This is a genomic window from Geodermatophilus sp. URMC 60, from assembly GCF_053502585.1.
The window spans coordinates 4,621,258-4,645,341 of the sequence record NZ_CP199958.1 but is presented as its reverse complement, the minus strand read 5'-3'; the positions used below and the strand labels follow the sequence as shown (position 1 = coordinate 4,645,341).

Annotated in this window: 16 protein-coding genes; 9 read left to right on the top strand and 7 right to left on the bottom strand. The window is 69.3% G+C overall.

All coding sequences use genetic code 11. The features are described from left to right. Positions 1-202 precede the first annotated feature (202 nt). Positions 203-628 (top strand): nuclear transport factor 2 family protein, encoded by a 426-nt coding sequence (locus tag ACWIX3_RS21855; protein ID WP_448609449.1) that lies wholly within the window; start codon positions 203-205, stop codon positions 626-628. A 92-nt stretch (positions 629-720) separates the two neighbouring features. Here ACWIX3_RS21855 and ACWIX3_RS21850 read toward each other — a convergent pair whose 3' ends face one another. Then, complete coding sequence (locus tag ACWIX3_RS21850; protein ID WP_448609448.1) at positions 721-1,146, bottom strand: type II toxin-antitoxin system VapC family toxin; 426 nt, start codon at positions 1,144-1,146, stop codon at positions 721-723. Continuing rightward, positions 1,143-1,400: a type II toxin-antitoxin system Phd/YefM family antitoxin gene (locus ACWIX3_RS21845; protein ID WP_448609447.1), complete on the bottom strand. Its 258-nt coding sequence runs from the start codon at positions 1,398-1,400 to the stop codon at positions 1,143-1,145. Before ACWIX3_RS21845 ends, ACWIX3_RS21850 begins: the two co-directional genes overlap by 4 nt. Before the next feature lie 290 nt (positions 1,401-1,690). Here ACWIX3_RS21845 and ACWIX3_RS21840 point away from each other — a divergent pair, with 290 nt between their 5' ends. Together ACWIX3_RS21840 and ACWIX3_RS21835 are read left to right on the top strand one after the other, a co-directional pair. Then, the gene (locus tag ACWIX3_RS21840; protein ID WP_448609446.1) at positions 1,691-2,497 is read left to right on the top strand and encodes an SAM-dependent methyltransferase; all 807 of its coding nucleotides are present in this window, start codon (positions 1,691-1,693) and stop codon (positions 2,495-2,497) included. After that, entirely contained in the window at positions 2,494-4,662 is a 2,169-nt protein-coding gene (locus ACWIX3_RS21835; protein WP_448609445.1) for a putative bifunctional diguanylate cyclase/phosphodiesterase, read from the top strand. Before ACWIX3_RS21840 ends, ACWIX3_RS21835 begins: the two co-directional genes overlap by 4 nt. A gap of 177 nt (positions 4,663-4,839) precedes the next feature. On the opposite strand, the gene ACWIX3_RS21830 is transcribed toward ACWIX3_RS21835, so the two are convergent. From ACWIX3_RS21830 to ACWIX3_RS21815, 4 genes are all read right to left on the bottom strand, one after another. Next, positions 4,840-5,247, bottom strand: a complete 408-nt coding sequence (locus ACWIX3_RS21830) for a hypothetical protein (protein WP_448609444.1) — start codon at positions 5,245-5,247, stop codon at positions 4,840-4,842. A gap of 76 nt (positions 5,248-5,323) precedes the next feature. Next, entirely contained in the window at positions 5,324-6,868 is a 1,545-nt protein-coding gene (locus ACWIX3_RS21825) for an acyl-CoA synthetase (RefSeq protein WP_448609443.1), read from the bottom strand. Positions 6,869-6,977: 109 nt separating this feature from the next. Further along, the gene (locus ACWIX3_RS21820; protein WP_448609442.1) at positions 6,978-8,222 is read right to left on the bottom strand and encodes a polyhydroxyalkanoate depolymerase; all 1,245 of its coding nucleotides are present in this window, start codon (positions 8,220-8,222) and stop codon (positions 6,978-6,980) included. 274 nt (positions 8,223-8,496) lie between these two features. Further along, positions 8,497-9,120: a hypothetical protein gene (locus ACWIX3_RS21815; protein ID WP_448609441.1), complete on the bottom strand. Its 624-nt coding sequence runs from the start codon at positions 9,118-9,120 to the stop codon at positions 8,497-8,499. Between the two features lie 616 nt (positions 9,121-9,736). On the opposite strand from ACWIX3_RS21815, the gene ACWIX3_RS21810 reads away from it, so the two are divergent. Beyond that, a complete protein-coding gene (locus ACWIX3_RS21810; RefSeq protein WP_448609440.1) occupies positions 9,737-10,999 on the top strand; it encodes a hypothetical protein in 1,263 nt (420 codons plus the stop codon). 192 nt (positions 11,000-11,191) lie between these two features. Here the strand turns inward: ACWIX3_RS21810 and ACWIX3_RS21805 are convergent, their stop codons facing one another. Beyond that, the gene (locus ACWIX3_RS21805) at positions 11,192-11,821 is read right to left on the bottom strand and encodes an antibiotic biosynthesis monooxygenase (RefSeq protein ID WP_448609439.1); all 630 of its coding nucleotides are present in this window, start codon (positions 11,819-11,821) and stop codon (positions 11,192-11,194) included. Positions 11,822-12,035: 214 nt separating this feature from the next. On the opposite strand from ACWIX3_RS21805, the gene ACWIX3_RS21800 reads away from it, so the two are divergent. The 5 genes from ACWIX3_RS21800 (at position 12,036) to ACWIX3_RS21780 (ending at position 24,034) form a co-directional block, all read left to right on the top strand. Then, the gene (locus tag ACWIX3_RS21800) at positions 12,036-13,502 is read left to right on the top strand and encodes a type I restriction-modification system subunit M (RefSeq protein ID WP_448609438.1); all 1,467 of its coding nucleotides are present in this window, start codon (positions 12,036-12,038) and stop codon (positions 13,500-13,502) included. Beyond that, positions 13,499-14,659: a hypothetical protein gene (locus tag ACWIX3_RS21795; RefSeq protein ID WP_448609437.1), complete on the top strand. Its 1,161-nt coding sequence runs from the start codon at positions 13,499-13,501 to the stop codon at positions 14,657-14,659. Before ACWIX3_RS21800 ends, ACWIX3_RS21795 begins: the two co-directional genes overlap by 4 nt. A 34-nt stretch (positions 14,660-14,693) precedes the next feature. Next, positions 14,694-18,110: a DEAD/DEAH box helicase family protein gene (locus tag ACWIX3_RS21790; RefSeq protein WP_448609436.1), complete on the top strand. Its 3,417-nt coding sequence runs from the start codon at positions 14,694-14,696 to the stop codon at positions 18,108-18,110. 33 nt (positions 18,111-18,143) lie between these two features. Continuing rightward, the gene (locus ACWIX3_RS21785) at positions 18,144-20,354 is read left to right on the top strand and encodes a GmrSD restriction endonuclease domain-containing protein (RefSeq protein ID WP_448609435.1); all 2,211 of its coding nucleotides are present in this window, start codon (positions 18,144-18,146) and stop codon (positions 20,352-20,354) included. 320 nt (positions 20,355-20,674) lie between these two features. Beyond that, positions 20,675-24,034 (top strand): DEAD/DEAH box helicase, encoded by a 3,360-nt coding sequence (locus tag ACWIX3_RS21780; protein ID WP_448609434.1) that lies wholly within the window; start codon positions 20,675-20,677, stop codon positions 24,032-24,034. Positions 24,035-24,084: the final 50 nt, after the last annotated feature.

Below are 24,084 nucleotides of genomic sequence, written 5' to 3'. Positions count from 1 at the left end.
TGGACGGCGCGCTCTGCCGGCCCATGAGGGCGCGCGGGGCGGGGAGGCACCGGACCGATTCGACTGTCGGCCCGGTCCCTCGGCGTGGTCGGGGCGGGCCCGCACGGGGTGCGGACGGGCGAGGATTGCGCGGGCATCGACGGTGGGGCCGTGCGGGCTGCCGCCGAGGGTGGCGCGCCACCGTCCGAGGAGGTCCTGACGGGTGAAGACGAACCGGGAGATCGTGGCCGACGCCTTCGGAGCGTGGTCACGCGGTGAGGGGTACGTCGCCAGCATTTTCGCTGACGGCATGACCTGGGAGATCGTCGGCCGGTCGCGGGTCTCGGGGACGTACGGCAGTGCCGAGCAGTTCGGCGACGAGGTCCTGCACCCCTTCGGTGCGCGGTTCGGAGCGGACACGCCGTTCCGGCCGGTCGACATCCGCGGCATCTACGCCGACGGGGACGCGGTCATCGTCATGTGGGACGGCGAAGGGACCACCACGGCGGGGACGACCTACCGCAACACCTACGCCTGGTTCATGACCTTGCGCGACGGCAAGGTCATCGACGGCACCGCCTTCTTCGACAGCATCGCGTTCGACGAGCTCTGGGAGAACGTGCCCCCGGACGGTCCCCGCGCGACGTAGACCTGCTCGCCGGGAGCCGGTGTCGGACCCGTCCTCGCCCGATTCGCAGGAGTCGACCGGCTGACGAGTCCCCGCTCGGCAGTGGTGCCGGGTCAGGACTGCGTGTCGAGGACCTGCAGACCCTCCCGCTGCCAGGCCGTGAGCAGGTCCCGGTCACCGGCCAGTGCGACGGTCGTCGCGCTGACGACCCGCAGGGCCGCGGCGCAGTGCACGGCGTCGTGGCCGCGGAGGGCGTGCTCGCGCGCCAGCGCCCCTGCCGCGCGGACGAGGTCGTCGTCCACGTCGAGGACGTCCATCTGGGCCCAGACCGACTCGAGTCCGGCCAGTGCCCTGTCGTGCGCGTCGGTCGTCAGGCGACGGAGCCGGGACGCGCGGGCGAGCGCCGCGGAGGTCTCGGCGAACGTCATCCGGACGGTCGCCACGCTCTCGGCCTGGAGGAAGACCCGGAGGGAGACGTCGGTCCCCGGCTCCTCGACGAGCAGCGGCACCACTGCCGACGTGTCGAAGTAGGCGATCACCTGCGCTGCTCGGCGACCAGGTCGCTGACCGTCCCGGAGGCCTCGACGGGCTGCGGCGCCGACCGCTCGCGGCGGCGGGCCGGCTGTACGAGGCCCTCGGCGATCAGCCGCTCCAGCGGGCTCGACTCGTCGACCGGGACGATCCGGGCTACCGGGCGGCCGTGGTCGGTGACGGTGAGGGTGCGCCCGGCGCGCACCTCGGCCAGGTACCGGCTCAGCCCGTCGCGCAGCTCGCGGATGCCGACCGAGCTCACTCGGACCCCCTTTGTGGCCACATCGTGTGAGGAATTCTAGCCACATCCCGTGACCGCCGCCTGGCCGTGCCCGCTGCCCGGCTGGGTGTCGGCGACCGATCCGTCGCAGGGCGGCCACCGGACGGGCCCAGCGTCCGATGGGGGAGGCCACTCCGGCGTGTCGCCCGACACCGGCACGATCGGGCACCGGAACAGCGTTGTCTCCGGTACAGATGCGGGTGAAATCGAGGCCGTCGTCCGTCGGGGCCGCTGGATGCGAGCCAGTGGTCACTGGAGGAGGAGTGCGGAACATGCACCGTCCGAGCTGGGTCCCGCCCGAGGTCGACCTGAGTCGCCCGAGTGCGGCCCGGGTGTACGACTACTACCTCGGGGGTTCGCACAACCTGGAGGTCGACCGGCGCATGGCGCGGGAGGCCATCTCCCTGTGGCCGGAACTCCCCGTGATCATGCAGGCCAACCGTGCGTTCCTGCGCCGGGCGGTGCACTACCTGGCGGGACGGGGCATCACCCAGTTCCTCGACATCGGCTCCGGCATCCCCACCGTGGGCAACGTGCACGAGGCCGCCCAGCAGGCCCGTCCGGGAGCCCGCGTCGTGTACGTCGACAGCGATCCGGTGGCGGTGGCCCACAGCCACGCGCTCCTCGCCGGCGACGAGCACACCGCCGTGGTCCACGCCGACCTGCGCGCGCCGGAGACCATCCTGGAGGACCCGACGGTCCGGGCGACGCTCGACCTGGACCAGCCGATCGCGGTGCTCGTGGTGGCCGTCCTGCACTTCGTGGGCGACGAGGACGACCCCTTCGGGGCGCTGGCCCGGATCCGGGACCAGCTGGCACCGGGCAGCCACCTCGTCCTGTCCCACGCCAGCGCCGACGGGCGTCCGGAGGCGGCCGCCTCCCACCGCGAGCTCTACAGCCGCACCCCGACGCCGATGACGATGCGCAGCCGCGGGGAGATCGCGCGGTTCTTCGACGGCTTCGAGCTCGTCGACCCCGGGCTGGTGTGGTTGCCGCTCTGGCGGCCGGACGACCCGGAGGCGGCGGCCCGGCACCCGGAGCGGACCACCGGCTTCGCCGGGGTCGGCTGTCGCACGTGAGCACGGCGGTGGCGGGCTCCCGGGACGACGGGGACCAGGTGGGCGCCGCCGTCCCCCCGGACCCCGTGGGTGCCCTCGCCGCGCGGTGGGCCGACGCCGTCGCCGGGACCAGCTACGTACCGCTGCAGCCCGACGAGCTGGAGGGGCTGCTGCGGGGGCTGCTGCACCGGCTCCTCGCCGCGCTCGACGGGCCGCCGGCCCGCCAGGGGGCGGTCGGCAGGCAGGTGGGGGCCGCCCTGGTCGACGCCCACTTCACCAACCCGCAGTCCCTCACCCAGACCCTGTGCGTGCTCCTGGACGGCGAGCAGGACGGCGGGGCGGCGCCGTTCCGCGAGGGTGCCCATCCCGACCGCCGGTGGCACGCGCTCGTGGCGGCGGTCGCCGAGGGCTTCAGCGCGGCGCTGCAGGAGCGGGCGCTGTGCGAGCAGGAGCAGATCCTGGCCGCGGCCGCGGCGGCTCGGGAGCAGGCGCGGGAGGCGCTGCACGTCAGCCAGGAGCGCTTCCGCGCGGTCTTCGAGGGAGCCTCGATCGGGATCGGGATCGGCGACCTGCAGGGCCGGATCCTGGAGGTCAACCCGGCCCTGGTGCGGCTGCTGGGCTACCCGGTCGAGGAGTTCCGCCGCCGTTCCGTGCAGGAGTTCATGCACCCTGCCGACGTCGAGCAGGTGTGGCGGCTCTACGAGGAGCTGACCCGCGGGGAACGGGACTCCTTCCGGCTGGAGAAGCAGTTCCTCAAGTCCGACGGCGAGTCGGTGTGGACCGACCTCACGGTGTCGCTGCTCCGCGACGGGGACGGCCGGCCGCGGTACCAGCTGGCCCTGATCCACGACGTCACCGCGCTGCGCCACCTGCGCCGCCGGCTCGAGTTCGAGGCCCAGCACGACGCGCTGACCGGGCTGCCCAACCGCAGGACGTTCCTCGCCCACCTGGACGCAGTCTTCGCCCGGGCGGCGCCGGGTGCCCGGGCGGGGCTGTGCTACCTCGACCTCGACGGTTTCAAGGCGGTCAACGACACCCTGGGGCACGAGGTCGGCGACCAGCTGCTCGTGGCGGTCGCCCAACGCCTCGTGTCCGTGGTGCGCGACCGCGGGTTGTCGGTCGCCCGGCTCGGCGGGGACGAGTTCGTCGTCCTCGTCCCGGGGACGTCGGACAGCGCGCAGCTGGTCGCGCTCGCCGAGGAGGTCCTCGCCGCGGTGGCGCAGCCGGTGCAGCTGGGCGGTCGCCGGGTCGAGATCACCGCCAGCGTCGGTGTGGTGGAGCGGTCGATCGCCGACATCGACCCGGCGGAGCTGCTGCGTGCCGCCGACATGACGCTCTACTGGGCCAAGGCCGACGGCAGGAGCCAGTGGGCGCTGTTCGAGCCGGAGCGCGACGCCCGGGAGATCACCCGGTACCGGCTCTCCTCCGCGCTGCCCGCGGCGCTGGCGGGGGAGGACCTCCTGGTCCACTACCAGCCCCTGCGGCGCCTTGCCGACGGCCGGTTGCACGGGGTGGAGGCGCTGGTCCGGTGGGAGCACCCGCGCATGGGGCTCCTCGGCCCCGAGAGCTTCGTCGGCCTGGCGGAGGAGTCGGGGATGATCGTCCCCCTCGGCCGGCACGTGCTCCGGGCTGCCTGCCGGCAGGCGTTCTCCTGGTTCGGGGCCAGTCGGAGCGGGCCGTTCGTCAGCGTCAACCTCGCCAGCCGGCAGCTCCGGGACGAGCACCTGGTCGACGACGTCCGCGCCGCCCTCTCCGACAGCGGGCTGCACCCGCAGCAGCTCCAGCTCGAGATCACCGAGAGCGCCGTCATCGGCACCGACCCGCTCACCGGTCACACCCTCGACGCGCTCGCCGGGATGGGCGTGCGCCTGGCCATCGACGACTTCGGCACCGGTTACTCCAACCTCGCCTACCTGCGGCGGCTGCCGCTCGACGAGCTCAAGCTCGACGGTTCCTTCCTCCGCGGACTGCGCTCCGACGACGCGGTCGACCCCGTCGACGTCCAGCTCGTCGGGTCGATCGTGTCGCTGGCCCACCTGCTCGGCCTCACGGTCACCGCCGAGGGCGTGGAGACGCAGGCCCAGGTCACCGTCCTGCAGGAGCTGGACTGCGACGCCGGGCAGGGCACCTACCTCGGTCGCCCCGTCGATCCGGCCGACCTCGGTCGGCGCCTCGGCCCCGTCTGAGGAGCCGGCTGGGGAACCGGACGTCCCGGCGCAGGGCTCGTTCCACCGCCAGGCGAAGCAGTACCTCCTGTCCCAGTCGGCGGCCGTCGACCTCCCCGACCAGGCGCAGCGCGCCCAGCAGTTCGTCGAGCGACAGGAGCTTCGCCTGCACCGAGGCGGCGTCGACGGGGCGGGGCGTCACGAACCCGCCATGCGCTGCAGGTCGAGGTCGCGCAGCCAGGCTGTCTCGTAGAACTCGAGGGCCGCGGCCATCTGGGTCCGGGCGAACAGGCCGGGTGATGCCTCGTACAGCGGTCGCGCGCCGACCAGTCCGGAGAACCGCGCTGTCGGGGAGGCATCGTCGAGAACCAGCACGTCGACGTCGTCGCTGGCGGTCAGGTCGGCGAGTTCCCCGACCAGCCCCAGCAGCCCGTGCGTTCCAGCGGGGAGGGACACCGCGACGTCGAGGTCGCGGGCCCGCTCGGGGGTGCGAACGGCGCTGCCGAAGACGGTGATCAGCGCGACGCCGTACCGACGTGCCACATCGTCGAGCCGCCCGTCGTCCGCGGCGGCGCGCAGACGGTCGAGTGCTTCGGCGACGGACACGGCCCGAGAGTAGGAGACGGGTGCGTCACCGGGTAGCCGCGTGGAGTGATGCCGCAGTGTGCGGCTACGACTGGGATCAGTGGACGGCGCGCTCCTGCCCGGCCCAGTAGGGCTTCCGCAGCTCGCGCTTGAGCACCTTGCCGGCCGCGGAGACCGGCAGCGCGTCGACGACGTCCATCGACCTCGGCACCTTGTAGCCGGCGATCCGGTCGGCGCAGAAGGCGCGCAGCTCCTCGAGGGTCACGGCGGCGCCGGCGGCCGGGACGACGACGGCGTGCACCCGCTCGCCCCAGGTGTCGTCGGGGACGCCGATGACCGCGCAGGTGGCCACCGCCGGGTGCTGGGCGAGGACGTTCTCCACCTCGACCGAGTACACGTTCTCCCCGCCGGAGATGATCATGTCCTTGAGGCGGTCGGTGAGGTACAGGTAGCCCTCGTCGTCCATCCGGCCGGCGTCGCCGGTGTGCATCCAGCCGCCGCGCAGCGCCTCGGCGGTCGGCTCCGGCCGGTTCCAGTAGCCGAGCATCACCTGGCCGCCGCGGACGACGACCTCGCCGACCTCGCCGCGGGGGAGCTCGACGTCGTCCGGGCCGACGACGCGCACCTCGGCGTGCGGCGCGGCTCGGCCGACGGAGCGCCGGTGCCTCGGGTCCTCGTGGTCGTCGGGCGTGAGGAGGGTCGCCACGGGGGCGAGCTCGGTCATGCCGTAGGCCTGCAGGAAGCGCGCGTTGGGCAGCGCCTTCATGGTCCGGCCGAGCAGGGCGTCGGACATGGGCGAGGCCCCGTACATCACCAGGCGGACGCTGGTCAGGTCGAACTCGTCGACCCGGGGGGAGTCGACCACCAGCTGGATCATCGTGGGGACCAGGAGCACGTCGGTCACGCCGTGCTCCTGGACGGCGGTCAGCACGGCAACGGGGTCGAAGACCGGGATCGCCACCTGCGTGCGGCCGACCACGCCGCTGCCGACCCAGCCGGAGAAGGCGGCGAGGTGGAACATCGGCGCGGCGTGCAGGAGCACCCGGCCGGGCGGAACGTGCACGGTGGCCAGCGTGCCCAAGGCCGACGTCAGCAGGTTGTCGTGGCTGAGCACCACGCCCTTGGACCGGCCGGTGGTGCCGCCGGTGTAGAAGACGCCGGCGGGCCGGTCGCCCCCGCGGCGGGCGTCCTCGACCGGGTCGTGCGTCTCCACCAGCTCCTCGAAGGCGAGCATGCCGTCGGGAGGATGGCCGTCACCCGCGTGGACGACGTGCCGGAGCCACGGGTGGCCCGCCCGGATGCCGTCGACGCAGCCGGCGAAGGTGTCGTCCACGACGAGGACCCGGGCGTCGACCTCGGCGAGCGAGTCGGCAATCTCGGGGACGCTCCACCGGATGTTGACCGGGACGACAACGCCGCCGGCCCAGAGCGTCGCGGCGAGGAACTCGGAGTAGCGGTCGGAGTTCAGGGACAGGATGGCCGCGCGCTCGCCGTCCCGGATCCCGAGCTCGTGGAGGGCGGCGGCGAGCCGGGCGATGCGGCCGACGGACTCGGCGTGGGTCCGGGTGCGGCCGGCGCAGACGGTGGCGATCTCGTCCGGGCGTTGCTGGACGGAGCGGTGCAGCCCCTGGGTGAGGTACACGGCGACCTCCCGATCCGGTGGGGGTCCGGATCGTGGCTCCCGAGGAGCCCGCGTCGCCAGGGGCGGACGGCCCAGGGCTCTCGGCTCCTGGGCCGCCCGCCCCGGTGCGTCAGACCAGGGAGGTCGCCGGCTCGCGGTCCCGGGCGGAGGCGATGAACTCCCGGACGACGGGGTAGACCTCGGCCTCCCAGCGCGACCCGCTGAAGACGCCGTAGTGGCCGACCTTCTCCTGCAAGTGGTGCCGCTTGCGCTCCTCGGGGATGCCGGTGCACAGCCGGTGGGCCGCCTCGGTCTGGCCGGGGGAGCAGATGTCGTCGTTCGCGCCCTCGACGGTGAGCAGCGCGGCGTTCCGGATGGCGCCGGGGTCGACGCGCTTGCCGCGCCAGGTGAAGCGGCCGCGGGGGAGCTCGTGCTGCTGGAAGACGCGCCCGACGGTCTCCAGGTAGAACTCGGCGGGGACGTCCATGACCGCGCCGTACTCGTCGTAGAAGGCGCGGGTGGTGGCGGCCGCGGCGGCGTTGCCGGTGACCAGGTCGCGGTACATCCGCGCGTGCGCGGTGAGGTGCCGCCTCGGGTTCATCGACATGAAGGCGGTCAGCTGGACGACGCCGGGGTAGACCCGCCGTCCCGCGCCCGGGTAGCGGCTCGGCACGGTGTCGACGACCCGGCGCTCGAACCAGGAGAGCGGCTTGTCGGCAGCCGACGTGTTGACCCGGTTGGGGTTGATGCGGGTGTCGATCGGGCCGGCCATGAGCGTGACGCTCGCGGGCTCGGCCGGGTCGTTGGTCTCCGCGAGCAGGGCGACGGCGGCGAGCACCAGCGGCGCGGGCTGGCAGACGGCCAGCATGTGGGTGCCGGGGCCGAGGTGGCGCAGCGCCTGCATGACGTGGTCGATGTACTCGTCGAGCCCGAAGGGCCCGTGCGAGGCGGGGATGTCTCGGGCGTTGTGCCAGTCGATGACGTAGACGTCGTGGTCGGACAGCAGCGTCTTGATCGTCGGCCGGATGAGCGTGGTGAAGTGGCCGGACATCGGGCCGACGACGAGCACGCGGGGCTGGGCGGTCACCGAGGGCTTGGCGAAGTGCAGCAGGGTGCCGAAGGGCGTCTTCAGCGCCGGGCGCTCGAAGACGTCCGCCTCGCGGTCGCCGACCGGCACGGTGGTGATGCCGAAGGCGGGGCGGCGGTGGGTGGGACGCGCGTTGGCGAGGATGTCGCAGGCAGCCACCATGTGACGGACGGCCGGGGTCCGGCCCAGCGGGGCCGGAAGGCCCTGCAGCGCGCGGGCGGTCCACTCGGACGCCGCGACGACGGGCGCCCCCATCCGGCGGTTCATCTCGTAAGCGCTGTAGAGCATCGGCCTGCCTGTCGCTGGGGTGCAGTTCGTCAAGTGACCTAGGTCACCGGTCCGGAACGTTAACCCCTGTGAACGACGGTGGCGCGTCGGGGCCCCGGCGCGGCGACGTGGCGGGCACGTGTCGCGGCACAGTCGTCCCGGGCGCAGCGGTGGTCACACCAGCCACAGTGCGATCCCGGGCGTCGCTCGGCGCCGGTGCGGCCGGGGTCCGACCCCCCTCGCAGGAGCGCCCCGGCGACCACGGTCGCCGGGGCGTTCTGCGTCGTGCGGGCTGTTACACGGCCTCGGGGACGTGCAGGTGGGCGAGGACGAGGTCCATCTCGGCGATGTCCACGATCTTGGCGCCCATGGCCTGCGCGAACTGGTTGCGGAGCGTCCTGGCGTGCTTGCGCACCAGCCCTGCAGCATCGCGGTTCTCGAAGCTGGTGACGCTGACGGTCCGGCCGAGGCGCCGGTCGACGAGCATGCTGACGCTGCAGAAGCCGGGGAGCTCCTGGAGCTTGGGCAGGAGGTTCTGCCGGTAGGCGTCGAGCAGGTCGTCGAGGTGGTTGGGTGCGATGCGGGCCCAGGTGACCTGCGCGCCGGCGCCGTCCCCGGCCGGGCGCTCCCGGTGGAGGACCGCGATCTCCCACTCCTGGACGTCGGCGTGCTCGCCGCCGAGGGTGTGCATGAGGCGGTGCTGGACGGTGCGGTCCTCCGCGGCGGTGGCGCGCATGGCCTGCTCGTCGACCCAGGAGGTCGCGACGATGCAGCGGCCGCTCTCGCGGTCGGTGAGCATCGACAGGCCGACGCAGCCGTCCGTCTTCTGAACCGTCGGCATCACCTCGTCGCGCACATAGGCGATGCCGGCGTCGAGGTTGCTGAGGTTGCCGCGGATGCTGGTGGATCGGGCGTACATGCCACCTCCGTTCGGGCGGCGCCCCGGCGGCATCGCCTCGCGGGTCACCCTCTCGGCCTCCGGCTTGCGAGGCAATGGCCTCGGTGAGGTGCTCGAGCGGGGGACGGCGGATCGCAGGACCACGGGCACCCGCATCCCGTCCCTCCATCCGCTGGGCTTTGCCCCGGTAGGAGGCGCGACGGACGGCGACAGATGCGCCACACACTGCCTCACTGGACGAGTCGTCAGCGAGGCCGACCGGCGTCCTTGTCCAAGCGGGCGGAGCGGCCGGCCTGGAACTCGTATGCACCCCTCGAGGCGCGGACCCGGCTGTGCTGGCCGAGCGGATGAAGGGGCAGAGCACCCTGCCGCTGCAGGCCTCGGCTCACCTCGCGTCTGACCGCCGCCATCTCCCCGTGCGAGTCGACACAGCAGCGGCGCTCGGGGCTTGTGAGGCACATGCGCCCGGTCCGGAGGACTGCTCCGCGCAGGTTGCGTCACAGTGGCGTTCCGCTCGGTCAGGATGCATCGCAACGCGCGCAAGCCGCCAGTGAGTGCCTGGCCGGCGCCTGTGAGGAGCCCGACTCGTCTGCCTCCTTCGCAGGGCGTTCCCCTACCCGCGTTCGAGGAGCCCACGGTGGATGCCGACATCCAGCTGATCAGTGACGGCGACGGCCTGGCGGTCATCGGGAATCCGACTGCCGTCGATCTCTTCCTCGCCGCTGAGCGACTGGCATCGAAGGATCTCGGACTGCCTCGTCTCGGAGCCGTCTTCAAGGTTGGCGCCGAGGTCGCACAGGTGTATCCCGAGATCGCGACCATGGCGGGTCGCTGGGTGGAGCTGACCAAGGACTCCGCGCACCTGGTCAAGGGCCTGACGAAGAGTTCGACGTCCGGAGTGAGCACCGGTGTGGTGAAGGCCGGCAAGGACAACGGCCGGATCGGCGCGTTCGTCGAGTTGGCGAAGGAGCCCCTGTCTCAGCTATCCAAGAACCCGGCGGTTCTGTCCGGTGCGCCGGTGCTCATGGCGCAGCTAGCGATGCAGCAGACCATGGACGAGATCACCGACTATCTCGCCACGATCGACGCCAAGCTCGACGACGTGCTCCGCGCACAGGAGGACGCCGTCCTCGCGGACATGATCGGCGTCGGCTTCGACATCGACGAGGCGACGACCCTGCGCGAGCACGGCGGCCGGGTCAACGAGGTCACGTGGTCGAAGGTGCAGGGGTCGTCGGCGACGATCGCGCGCACCCAGGCGTACGCACTGCGCCAGCTCGACGCGCTCGCCGAGAAGCTGGAGCGCCACACAAGCGTTGGCGACATCGCCGAGACGGCCAAGAAGGCCGAGGCCAAGACCCAGGACTGGCTCGCCGTCCTGGCTCGCTGCTTCCAGCTCCAGGACGCGATCGCCGTGCTCGAACTCGACCGGGTGCTGGACGTGGCGCCCGAGGATCTCGACGGGCACCGCCTCGGGCTGAAGGCTGTCCGGCAGAAGCGCCTCGACACCATCACGCAGACCACCGAGGGTCTGCTGGCCCGCATGGATGCGGCAGCGGGCACGGCCAACGCCAAGGTGCTGCTGAACCCCCTCCAGTCGCCGACCATCGTGCGGGCGAGGGAGCACGTCGCGATCGCCGTCACCGACTTCCACGGGCGGTTGGGGCTCGAGTCGGACGGGCGGCAGTCGGTGGAGGCGCGGGCCTGGACGTCGGCCGCCACGGAGTTCCGGGACAAGGTGCTGGAGACGGGAGCGGAGGGCGTCGACGCGTCCTGGCGCCTGGGGAACGAGACCTTCGGCCGGGCGAAGTCTGTCACGGGCAAGCTCTCCAGCGGGATCGCCGGCCGCGCGGCGCGCTGGCGCGGGAACGGCGAGGAGCCCGCGCAGGGGGCCGAGTAAGCGACGTCGTCTGTCCGGTTGACGCTTCTGCTACCGGGGGCTCGCACCCGCCGATTCGGGTCGGAGGCGTCCGCTGTCCCTGGGGCCGGCAGAGGAGGCGACCTTGACGGCTACAAGGTGGCACATCGCGGCTGGGAGCAGCGGAGCGGCACGACATCCCTCGGTGGGGGATGTCGTGCGAGGGCCTGCAGGTCAGACGGTCTCGGGCACCCGCAGGTGGCCGAAGACCAGCTCCATCTCCGCGACGTCGAGGATGTCGACGCCCATGACATTGACGCTCTCCTCCCGCAGCATGCGGGCCTGCTCCCGGGACCCCTCGAGGGCGGCGCGGCTCTCGAACACCGTCGTGCCGACGGCGCGGCCGCTGTCGCGGTCGACCAGCATGCTGAGGCTGCAGAAGCCGCGCATGTCCTGGAGACGCGGCATCAGCCTGGTGCGGTACACGTTGAGCAGCTCGTCGACCCGGCTCGGGTCGGTGCGGACCCAGGTGATCCGGCAACAGGCGCCGTCGGGGGCCTGGTGATCGCGATGCAGGACGGCGATCTCCCACTCGCGGACCTCCGGCTCGGCGACGCCGGCCCCGAAGCGGTCGACCATCGCCTCGCGCATGGGGTGGACGTGCTCGTCGCTGGCCTGCATGGCCTGCTTGTCCTCCCAGGCCGAGGTGGCGATGTACTGGCCGCTCTCGCGGTCGCACATCATGGACAGCCCGATGCATCCGTCCATGTCGCGCATCGCGGGCCAGACCTCGTCGCCCATGTAGGCGATGGCCTCGTCCATCGACGCGGGGAAGACCATCAGGGTGGTGGAACGGGCGTACATCTGCCGGCTCCTCTCGTGCCGTGCGGCCGTGGTGTTGCCGCACGGGCGAGAGTCCTCGCCCCGGGACGGCGGACGACGCTGCCGGAAGTCCCGCACTCCTCTGTGCCGGCCAGTCAGCGGGCGCCCGTGAGCGCCGCTCGAGTCCCCGGTTCGGTGGCCCAGGGGTCGTGTCGTGCTGGACCGGTCACTCGACGAGACAGTTACGGTACAAGGCGTGACGGTATTGCAGGGGCGGGTCAAGTCGACGGTCGATCGGGTCTGGGATGCGTTCTGGTCCGGCGGCATCTCCAACCCGTTGGAGGTCATCGAGCAGATCACCTACCTCTTGTTCATCCGCCGCCTCGACGACCTGCACACCCGCGCCGAGAACAAGGCCCGGCTCACCGGGAAGCCCATCGAGAACCCGGTCTTCGGGCCCGACGAGCAGAACCTGCGCTGGAGCCACCTGAAGAACGAGGAGCCCGGCGTCATGCACGCCCTGGTCACCCAGGGCGTCTTCCCGTTCCTGCAGCGACTCGGTGGTGACGACTCCACCTACGCCCACCACATGCGCGACGCCCGGTTCACCATCCCGACGCCGGCGCTGCTTGCGCGAGTGGTCGACATGCTCGATGAGCTGCCGATGGACGACCGCGACACCAATGGCGACCTCTACGAGTACATGCTCAGCAAGATCGCCACCTCCGGGCACAACGGCCAGTTCCGCACGCCGCGACACATCATCGAGCTCATGGTCGCGATGACCGCGCCAGCCCCCACCGACACCATTTGCGACCCCGCCTGCGGCACGGCTGGCTTCCTCGTCGCCGCGGGGGAGCACCTGCGTCGCCAGCATCCCGGTGCGCTGCACGACGCGCAGCAATCGCGACACTTCCACCACGGCATGTTCCACGGCTATGACTTCGACTCGACCATGCTGCGCATCGGCAGCATGAACATGCTGCTGCACGGGGTGGAGCAGCCCGACATCCGCTACCGCGACTCCCTCTCCGAGGGGGCGTCAGGCGACGAGGGCAAGTACTCCCTGATCCTGGCCAACCCCCCCTTCGCCGGCAGCCTGGACGCCGAGTCGGTATCCAAGGACCTGCAGCGGGTGGTCAAGACCCGCAAGACCGAGCTGCTGTTCCTCGCGCTGTTCCTCCGACTGCTGCAGCCCGGTGGCCGGGCGGCGGTCATCGTGCCGGACGGCGTGCTCTTCGGGTCGTCGACGGCACACAAGGCGCTGCGGAAGGCGCTGGTCGAGGAGCAGAAGCTCGACGCGGTGGTGAAGCTGCCGAGCGGGGTCTTCCGCCCGTATGCCGGCGTGTCGACGGCGATCCTGTTCTTCACCCGCACCGACTCCGGTGGCACGGAGAACGTGTGGTTCTACGACGTGCGCGCCGACGGCTTCACGCTCGACGACAAGCGCGCGCCGACGGAGGCGAACGATCTACCCGACGTGCTGGCCCGGTGGGCGCAACGGGACGGCGAGGAGTTGCGGCGGGAGCGGACCGAGCAGAGCTTCTGCGTGCCCAAGTCCGACATCGTTGCCCAGGGCTACGACCTCTCTCTGAATCGATATAGGGAGGTCGTGCACGAGGAGGTGGAGCACCGCGACCCGCTGGAGATCATCGCCGAGTTGGAGCAGATGGAGAAGGAGATCCAGCAGGGCCTTGCGGAACTGAAGGACATGCTCTCGTGACCCTTGTGCCACTCGGCCAGATCATCGCGAGCGCGAAGACGCGCCGAGCTGGAAGCCAGAAGTTGCCGATTCTCTCGATGACCATGCACGCGGGCCTGGTCGACCAGTCGTCTAAATTCAAGAAGCGCGTCGCCAGTGAGGACACGTCGACTTACAAGGTGGTCGACCGGGGACAGCTGGTCGTTGGCTTTCCGATCGATGAAGGTGTGCTGGACTTCCAGTCCCGGTACGACGAGGCCGTGGTCAGCCCGGCTTACGGAATCTGGGACGTGCAGGACGAGGGACGTGTGGACCGGGACTACCTGTCGCGCTACCTGAGGTCACCTGGGGCGCTCGCCTTTTACCGGTCGAAGTTGCGGGCTACGACGGCGCGGCGCCGTTCGCTGCCAGCGGAGCTGTTCTTAGACTTACCGGTCCACCTTCCTTCACTCGAGGAGCAGCGGCGCATCAGTGCACTGCTAAGTCAGGCGGACAAAATCGTCGCATTGCGAACGCGGTCGCTGAGTGGTTTCACTGCGCTGACTGGGGCGCTCTTTACGTCCCGCTTCGGCGATCCAGTGAAGAACTCTCGACAACTGCCAGAGCGGGTATTGGCTGACTGGGTCACGGCGGATGCCCCGATCACTTATGGCATCCTGAAACCGGGTCCCGATACTCCTGGTGGCGTGCCCTACGTGCGCGTCGCCGACATCAAGTCAGGAAAGATTAACGTTAACACCATCCGACACACGACGCCGGAAATTGCGCAGGCATACGGTCGTTCGCGCATCGCGACTGGTGACCTAGTCATTTCCATTCGTGGGCACGTTGGTCGCCTCGGTGTCGTCCCCGCCTCCCTTGATGGAGCCAATATTACCCAGGACTCCGCGCGCCTGCGCATCCCTACCTTGGCGAGGGAGTATGTGGCCGCGGCGCTCTCGTCGCATGCCATGGGTCGGTGGATGGACAGGCGAACGAAGGGTGCAGCCGTGAAGGGCATCAACCTGGGAGACCTTCGGCTGGCGCCGATACCGGTGCCTTCGGACGAGGAAATGGCGGACTTCGCGGCCGCGGCCGCGAGAATCAACGAGCTTATCGCGTCGGCCTCGGAAGAATTGCGAGTGGCCAAAAGCTTGCGTTCATCTCTGCAAACGCGAGCGTTTTCGGGTAGGCTTTAGCTAGCTTCCTCAAAGGAAAGCGGAACGGGTGCAAGTGAGCAACTTCGGATTTCTGCGTGCTGAATGGCCCGCCGTCGCCGCAGACTGCGTACGGGCTGAGTCCTACCTCGCCGCAGATCCACGCTCGGCCTGCTTCTACGCGCGCCGGGCCGTCGAGCAGCTCGTGGGCCACATATATGCCGTCGACGGGTTGCAGACGCCCTACCGCGACGATCTCGCCGCGCGGATCGCCGACCCCGCGTTCGCCCGCAAGGTTCCGCTGGGCATCACGAACAAGCTCACTCTCATCCGCAAGCTCGGCAACACCGCCGTACACGACCAGCGGCCGATCCCGCCGCAGGCCGCGCTCGACGCCGTCCGCGAGCTGTTCCACGTCGTCGTCTGGACCGCGCAGCGGTACTCCCGTGCGCCCGGCGGGGTGCCGGTCGCCGCCCGGTTCGACCCCGCGCTCGCCCAGCAAGCCGCCCCGCTCAGCCGCGCCGACGTCCAGAAGCTGGCGGAGAAGTTCCAGCAGCAGGACGAGGAGCACGCTCGTCAGCTGCGCGAGCGCGACGACCTTGCGGCCGCCCAGGCCGCCGAGATTGAGCAGCTCCGCCAGCAGATCGCTGCTGCCCAAGCCCAGCACACCCTCGCCGACACCCACGACTACGACGAGGCGACCACCCGAACCGCGCTCATCGACGAGCTGCTCCGCGAGGCCGGCTGGCAGCTCACCGAAGCCCGCGACCGCGAGTACCCGCTTACCGGTATGCCCATCGGCTCGGGCAATGGGCGTGCCGACTACGTGCTCTGGGCCGCTGACGGACTCCCGCTCGCCGTCGTCGAGGCCAAGCGCACCAGCACCGATCCCAACACCGGCCAGCACCAGGCCAAGCTCTACGCCGACAGCCTGCAGCAGATGCACGGGCGGCGTCCGGTCATCTATTGGACCAACGGCTACGAGACCTGGCTGTGGGACGACGTCTCCGGCTACCCGCCCCGCCGGGTCGAGGGCTTTCGTACCGCCGACGAGCTTCACCTGATGGTGCAGCGGGGCACCACCCGGCAGCCGCTCGCCGACACCGCGATCAGCGACACCATCGTCGAGCGCCCCTACCAGCAGCGGGCCATCCGCTCGGTCGGTGAGGCGTTTACCGCCAAGCAGCGGGCTGCACTCCTGGTGATGGCCACCGGTTCCGGCAAGACCCGCACCGTGATCGCGCTGGTCGACCAGTTGATGCGCGCCGGCTGGGTCAAGCGGGTGCTGTTCCTCGCCGACCGGCAGGTGCTGGTGAAGCAGGCAGCCAACGCCTTCCGGGCACACCTGCCGAACGTGGCCACGGTGAACCTGCTCGAGGAGAAGTCCGCCGACGGCCGGGTCTTCGTGTCGACGTACCCGACCATGCTCAATCTGGTCAACGCCACGGACGGTGGGCGGCGGCTGTTCGGCCCCGGCCACTTCGACCTCGTCGTCATCGACGAGGCCCACCGGTCGGTCTACCAGAAGTATCGGGCCCTGTTCAGCTGGTTCGACGCACTGCTGGTCGGGCTTACCGCCACCCCAAAGGACGAGATCGACCGCAACACCTACTCGCTGTTCGACCTCGAGGACGGTGTTCCCACCGACGCCTATCCGTTGGACGAAGCGATTGCCGACGGCTACTTGGTGCCGCCGCGCGCCCTGTCCGCGCCGACGACCTTCGTACGCTCCGGCATCCGGTACGCCGACCTCTCCGAGGACGAGAAGGACGAATGGGACGCCCTCGACTGGGGCAGCGACGACGGCACGGCACCGGACGCGGTCGACCCCGAGGAGCTCAACCGGTTTCTCTTTAATGCCGACACTGTCGACAAGGTGCTCGGCACCCTCATGGAGCGCGGCCTCAAGGTGGCCGGCGGCGACCGGCTGGGCAAGACGATCATTTTTGCCAAGAACCAGGACCACGCCGAGTTCATCAAGCAACGGTTTAACGTCCAGTACCCCGGCTACGGCGGCGGCTACGCGGCGGTCATCACCCACGCGGCCACCACCGCCGCGCACCTGATCGACCAGTTCGCCGTCTCGGGGAACGAACCGCACGTGGCCATCTCAGTTGACATGCTCGACACCGGGGTCGACGTACCCGAGATCGTGAACCTGGTCTTCTTCAAGCTCGTCCGCTCGTCGAGCAAGTTCTGGCAGATGATCGGCCGTGGCACCCGTCTGCGCCCGGACCTCTACGGTCCGGGCGACCCGAAGACCGAGTTTCTCGTGCTCGACGTCTGCGGCAACCTGGAGTACTTCGGTGCCGGGCTGCCCGGGACCACCGGGTCAGTGCAGAAGTCGTTGACCCAGCGGTTGTTCGAAGCGCGACTGGGCCTGGTCGCCGGGCTCGATGCCCGCCTCGGTCCCGATGCCGATCTGCCCGAGGTGGGGCAGGGCGAGCAGACCGATCGCGGGTTGCGCGTCGACCTGGCGTGGGCGATGCACGACGTCGTCCTCGGCATGAACGTTCACAACGTGCTCGTGCGCCCGGCCCGCCAGTGGGTGGAGACCTACTCCGACTGGTCGGCCTGGCGGCGCCTCGGCCCGCGGAAGGCCGATGAGATCGGGCGGCACCTGGCTGGGCTTCCGTCGTCCCGCAATCGGGACGACGAGGGAGCCAAGCGCTTCGACCTCATGCTTCTGCGAGCTCAGCTGGCCAAGCTCGACGAGGATAGGTTGGCCTTCGAGCGGACACGGCAGCAAGTCCAGGAGATCGCGGCCGCACTGCTCTCGCAGACCGCCATCCCGTCGGTGAAGGCGGTCGAGCAGCTGCTCGCCGAGCTGGCCGACGACGAGTGGTGGGTCGACGTCACACTGCCGATGTTGGAGACCGCTCGGCGGCGGGTGCGCGGGCTCGTGCGCTTCGTACCGCGGGCTCGTCGGGCCGTCGTCTACACCGACTTCGCCGACGAGAAGGGCTCAGTGGTCGAGGTGGAGCTGCCCTTCTCGACCCCCGGGACGAACCTGGAGCGCTTCCGTGAGAAGGCACGGGCCTACCTGTACGAGCACGAGGATCACCTCGCGCTGCAGCGGCTGCGGCGCAACCTCCAACTCACGGACGCCGACCTGACCGCGCTGGAGGAGATGCTTTTGGCATCGGGCGCCGGCACCCGCGAGGACCTCGACCGGGCGCGCGCCGAGGCCGAAGGACTCGGCCTGTTCGTGCGGTCGCTGGTGGGGCTGGACCGGGAGGCGGCAGTGGCCGCATTCGCCGAGTTCACGCGCGGCGCTGACTACACCGCTAACCAGCTGCGGTTCATCCAGTTGATCATCGATCACCTCACGGCGAACGGCGTGATGGAGCCGGGACGGCTGTTCGAGTCACCGTTCAGTGACGACGCCCCACAGGGGCCCCAGTCGCTGTTCAGCGACGAGCAGGTAGACGGGATCGTCGCCGTCCTCGCCGATGTCCGTCGTCGCGCTCTCGTCGACGCCACTGTCGCGTGACCGATCGTCTACCTCGACGCGGAGGAGAACTCAGTGCAGGCAGCTGACGTCCAGCTCGGCAAGATCCTGGCCAACAACCAGGTGTTCGTCATCCCGCACTTCCAGCGGCCATACGTGTGGAAGCAGGAGGAGAACTGGGAGCCATTGTGGGCTGACGTCCGACAGGCCGCCGAGGAGGTGGAGGTCGAACTTGCCCAAGGCGCTGCGCAGCAGGACCCGCGGACCTATTTCCTCGGTGCGATAGTCACGCAAGACCGGTGGCGTCAGCCGCAGCGGTTGCCGTCGATGCACGTGATCGACGGTCAGCAGCGACTCACCACGCTGCAGGTTCTCCTGGCCGCAGCGCGCGCCGTTGCGCTGGCTCGCGGCTACGACGCCACCGCCGGCCGGCTGGACGGGATGTTGGAGAACCCCGAGAAGGCGGTGCACGAGAAGCATCCGTCGGACCGGCAGAAACTCGTTCCCCTACCGCAGGACCAGGCCGGCTTCGCGTGGGCGGTGCAACGAGGAGCGCCTGGAGAGACCGTCCTGGGCGACCACCGACTCGTCCAGGCGCGCATCTGGTTCGAGCGGACCATCGGAGCGTGGGCTGCGGAGGGCATCAACTCCGGGGACCGGCTGGACGCGCTGCAGTTCGCGCTGGAGGAGCGTGTCCAACTCGTGCACATCGCTCTGCACGCTCGCGACGACGCGCAGGTGATCTTCGAGGCGTTGAACCATCGAGGCACCAGGCTGAACCCTGCCGATCTGATCAAGAACCTGCTGTTCCAGACGGTTGATCAGCAGGGTGAGCAAGCGCGCGCCGACGACCTGCTGATGAAGCACTGGCTGGTGTTTGACTCCTCGCCGTGGCGGGACGACGTGACCTCGGGCCGCATCACGCGAGCGCGAGTCGATGTGTTCATCGCACATTGGCTGACGATGCGCTCCGGCTCTGAAGTCTCCGTCGAGCACCTGTTCGCCGACTTCAAGAAGTGGCTGCAGTTCTCTGAGGCGAACGCAGGCGACGTCATCGAGGAACTGGGCAGGTTCGGTACCACCTATCTGCGGCTGCTCGAATTGCACACCGACACGGCCACCGGTCGGCTGGTGGACAGCATGCAGGCCACGAACACCAACACGCCCTGGCCGGTGTTGCTGTATCTGCACGGCCGTGCGGACATCCCGGCCTCCGAGCGTGAACGCGCTGCTGCCGCGATCGACTCCTTCCTCATGCGCAGAGCGATCTGCGGCATGACGTCGAAGGACTACAACAACCTGATGCGGAGCGTCCTGAGCGATCTTCAGTCCGCTCCGCCCGAGGAGGCGGGCGTCGCGGTCGAAGCGAAATTGGCCAAGGAAACTGCACCCAGCCGGGTCTGGCCCGGCGATGAGTGGTTCCGGCGCGACCTGCTGGCTCCCGGCTTGTACCAGCGCGTCATCCGCGGTCGGCTCCGAGCGCTCCTCGTAGGACTCGACAACAAGCTCACCACCGGCATGTCCGAGAGCGACGCCGTCCGGCGGGCCTCCGAAGGGGGACTGACGGTGGAGCACCTCCTGCCGCAGAAGTGGCAGGAGCACTGGGCGCTCGACGAGGCCACCCCCAAGGCCGAGGCAGCACGTGAGGAGGCCGTGCACCGGCTGGGCAACCTCACGCTGCTGACAGCGAAGCTGAATCCCGCGGTGAGCAACCGCGCGTGGGCGTCGAAGCGTGCAGAGATCCAGAAGCACAGCCTGCTGAGGCTGACGTTGTCGTCGGTGCTTACTGCCCCACCCGACGCCGACCAAGGGCTGACCGATGACGCTTGGGCAGCCGTCTGGGACGAATCGCGCATCATGACCCGCGGGCACTGGCTGGCGGACATCGCGATCGCCGCGTGGCCGCGTCCCAGCGGGGGATCAAGCGAGTCGTTGGATGAAGTTTCGGATGTCCTCGCAACCGACGGCGCATCCAGAGGGCTTTCCGACGTCTCAATCGCGGACCTGGTCGCGGCCGACAAGCTGTCGGTCGGGGACGAGCTGGTCTGGACTCGTCCGCGGGCCGGCGAGGAGCACCGGTGCGTCGTCCTGGCTGATGGACAGCTTCACCACACCGGTGGACAGATCAGTGCTACTCCGTCCGGAGCCTGCGCCACGGTGACCGACGGGGGAAGTCACGACGGCTGGGAGTGTTGGAGGGTGCCCTCCCGAGGCAGCGTCCTCATCGACGAGCTACGGGATGAGCTACGCGAGGCGCGGGCCGAGGCGACGACCAATACGGAGTAACCCACCGGTGGGTCCCTCGACTGCAGACCAATAGCGAGAGGGCCCAATTGGACTTTCTGCGGACGACGGCGTCGAGACTTTGAGATTCTGTCGGCGGTCAGTCTGCAGTCTTCCGAATGCCGAGTCGCGTCAGCCGCAGCGAGCCGAGGGCGGATCGCTGCGGGTGCTCCGACTGGCCTCGCGCCGTCTAGAGCGCTCACGGCAGAGAAATGGCGCGTCCCTGGCGGACCTACCCATCGGAATGAGTCTTACCTGAAATCAGTGATTCTGGTCGCTGATCGTGATTCGCTGTTGGCAGTCCGCAGCGGGGGAGAAGAAGCATGTTCGGCTACACGGCGGAGCAGGTCAGAACGAGTGTCGGGTACCACCCCGAAGCTCAAGACGCGGCGGATCTAGCCGCCGTCGTTCCCGGTATGGACACACTCTTCCTCGGGCCGCCTCGCTTGGATCATCGCGAACTCTTCGGGGAGGTTCGCCACCTGGGCCAGCCCGAAGTCGAACTCCCCGAGGGGCTGTACTGGTTCTCGGGGCCCACCAAGACTCGGGGTCTGGTCGTCTCGCGTGGCGCGCCGGCTGGCACGAGCCAGCGCGTTGACGTCGAGGCCCTCCCGAACGACCACGCTCTGAGAGATGCGGAGGCGTGGCTCGACCACCTGTGGCCGATCGGGACGGATGTGCCCGCCCCGCGGTTCGCGATCAACGACGACGTCGTGGTCGTGAACACGGGCCGCGACCATCCCGTACGAGCCCGCCGGTTCGCTGCTGGCCGATGGATCTACGAACTCCGGGTGGACGGACGGCAGGTCACCTTCGGCGAGGACATGCTGACGGGGCTGCAATCCAGTGACACGGTCCGCGACTGGATCACGCAGTCTCCCGACACGGCACGTCGGCTCAGTGCGACGCTGACGCGCGAGAAACTCGCCGGCGCTTTCACCGACACACTCTTTTCATTCCGTGCGACGCGGACCATCTTCCGCGCGTACCAGTTTCGTCCGGTCATCCGCATGCTCGAGTCGGGCAAGTCCCGCATCCTCATCGCGGACGAGGTGGGTCTTGGTAAGACGATCGAGGCGGGCCTCGTGTGGACGGAGCTCGAGGCGCGCAAGTCTGCCGATCGGGTGCTCGTCGTCTGTCCGGCATCGCTCGTCGCGAAGTGGCGACGCGAGATGGAGGACCGCTTTGGGTTCCACCTGACCGAACTTTCAGGAGCAGCGGCCAGCGATTTCGAACAGCGGGCGCGCGAGAACCGCTTACCGCGCCGGTTCTCCTACATCGTCAGCCTCGAACGCTTTCGCATGTGGGAATCGATGGAGGAGCTGGCCGATCTGGCGGGGCCATTGAGCCTCGCCATCGTCGACGAGGCGCACAACATGAGGAACGCCAGTACGGCGTCCCACCAGGCTGGCGCGTTGCTGAGTGACTGGGCTGAGGCGCTCGTCCTGCTGACGGCAACCCCCATCAATCTGCGGAACGAGGACCTGTACAACCTGCTGGAACTGTTAGCTCCAGGAGACTTCGGAGACGCCGGGTCCTTGGAGCTGCAGTTGGAGCCCAACGTCGTCCTGAACCGCGTGGGTGGGCTCCTTGCGGCACCAGGTGTCGATGGTGCGACTCGTCTGCGAGCACTGGATGGGATGCGCTCCCTCTCTATGGGACGCCCTCTAGTCAGGCGAAGGGAGTTCGCCTCACTGCGCGAGATCGTGGAACGTGACGACCTGAGTGTGCGAGAGATTGTGCAGGCGCGGCGCTACCTCTCGGAGCTCAACGTCCTCTCCTCCGTCTTCACCCGCACTCGACGGGTGGAGGTGGACGAGAAGAAGGCACTGCGGCAAGCCATGGACACGCGAGTCGCGTGGGCCCCAGCAGAGTCACGGTTCTACGACGAGTACGTCACCTGGTGCCGCAACCGTGCTGCGGCGGCTGGCCAGCCGGCAGGGTTCGCGATGCAGATGCCTCTACGCCTGGCTTCCGCTTGTCTGCCTGCTGCGAGGGACGCGGTTCTGCGCTGGAGTGTCGAGGACGAGGTCGCGGATGAGGACTCGATCACCGGGCCCCTGGCAACGACGAAGCCCCCGATGCTCCGGCCGCACGCTGAGCTCCTGAAGGCGGCGGATGCGCTCGGTGAGGTCGACAGCAAGTTCGACGCCGTCGTTCCGGGGCTACTGGAGGTCATCAACTCGGGACGTCGAGCGTTGCTCTTCACCTTCTCTCGTCCGACGCTCGCTTACCTCGAAGCACGCCTCCGGGACCGCTGCCGGGTGGCAGTTCTCCACGGAGGCGTCGACCGCGACCGCAGAAACCAGGTCATGGCGGACTTCCGTGCTGGCCGGTACGACCTCGTGCTGGCCAACAAGGTGGCGAGTGAGGGCTTGGACTTTGAGTTCTGCTCGGTGATCGTGAACTACGACATGCCATGGAACCCCATGGAGGTCGAGCAGCGCATCGGGCGCATCGATCGAATCGGGCAGGCGGAGGAGAGGATTTCGATCCTCAACGTCTGGTGCCCTGCGGCTCTGGACGACCGCATCAAGCAGCGGCTCCTCTCTCGGATCGGCGTCTTCGAGGGCAGCATCGGGGCGCTGGAACCGATCGTGACGGATCATTTGAGAGCACTCCAGGATGTCGTCTTCGACTTCGATCTCAGCGACGAGCAGCGAGCGGCCAAGGCGGACCATGCGCTGGCCGCGATCGAGGAGCAGCGCAGCAGTCTCGAAGATCTCGCGACGGCTACACCGTTCCTGCTAGGGGCGTCGACCGACGATGTAGCCGGCTTGGAACGGAACCTCGTTGCTTCGGGCCGGTATGTCGGTTCTGCCGAACTCCAACGCGTACTCGAGGACTGGGCTTCTCTGTGTCAGGCACCCCCTCCTGTGGTTGCTGACGGGGGCGCGGGCCTACGCCTTCGGGGCAACCGCGACATGGCCGACCGACTCCACCGCCTCGTGATCGATGAACGGCTGAGTCGCGACGAGGCGAGCCCTTACGAACGCGCTCTTCGAAATCAGGAGGAACTGCACCTCGTGCTCGACCAGGAGACCGCGCGGACGAGCCAGACGATGGACCTGCTGTCGGCGCGGCATCCTCTCGTCCTGGCTGCTGCCAATGTGCCTGAGCATCGTCGTGCTCGCTTTGCAGTCGTTCGCGTGGCTGCCCGCGGGGAACTAGAACTGGGAACCTTCGTCGTGCAGCTGGCGGTCGCGCGGTGGGAGGCGCCGCGCGCTGGCCAGGAAATCTGGGGAACGGCCGTGCGGGCGGATGGTCGGCTCGTAGGCGACGAGTACGTGGATGTCCTCCTAGCTCGACTGGCCACTGGTGAGCTGCAGGAGGGGCAGCAACCGGTCCCAACGTCGCTCATGAGATGCGTCGACTTCCTCCAAGAGCTGATGGACGATCGAATGCTCCGCGAGAACGAGCGGCGGCGAAGCGAGATCTCTGCGCTCATCGAGTCTCGACGAGTCCTTCTCGAGGACCAGCACGAGCGGGCGCGGGCCTCGATCCGGGCGCGTCGACGGACAGCTCTCGAGCGCGGCAAGAGTCGAGGCGTGAAGCTCTTCGACAGCCAGTTGGCTCGCCGCGAGGAGGCTCACCGCCAGACGTTGAGCGATCTCGACAAGACGGGTGCGCCGGACGTGACGGTGTCTCCGCTGGCTGTCTGTGTTCTCGAGGTGAGCGAGTGAGCCCTCAGGACCCAGCGGTCCTCGCTGACGAGCGGGCGCGGAACAAGCGG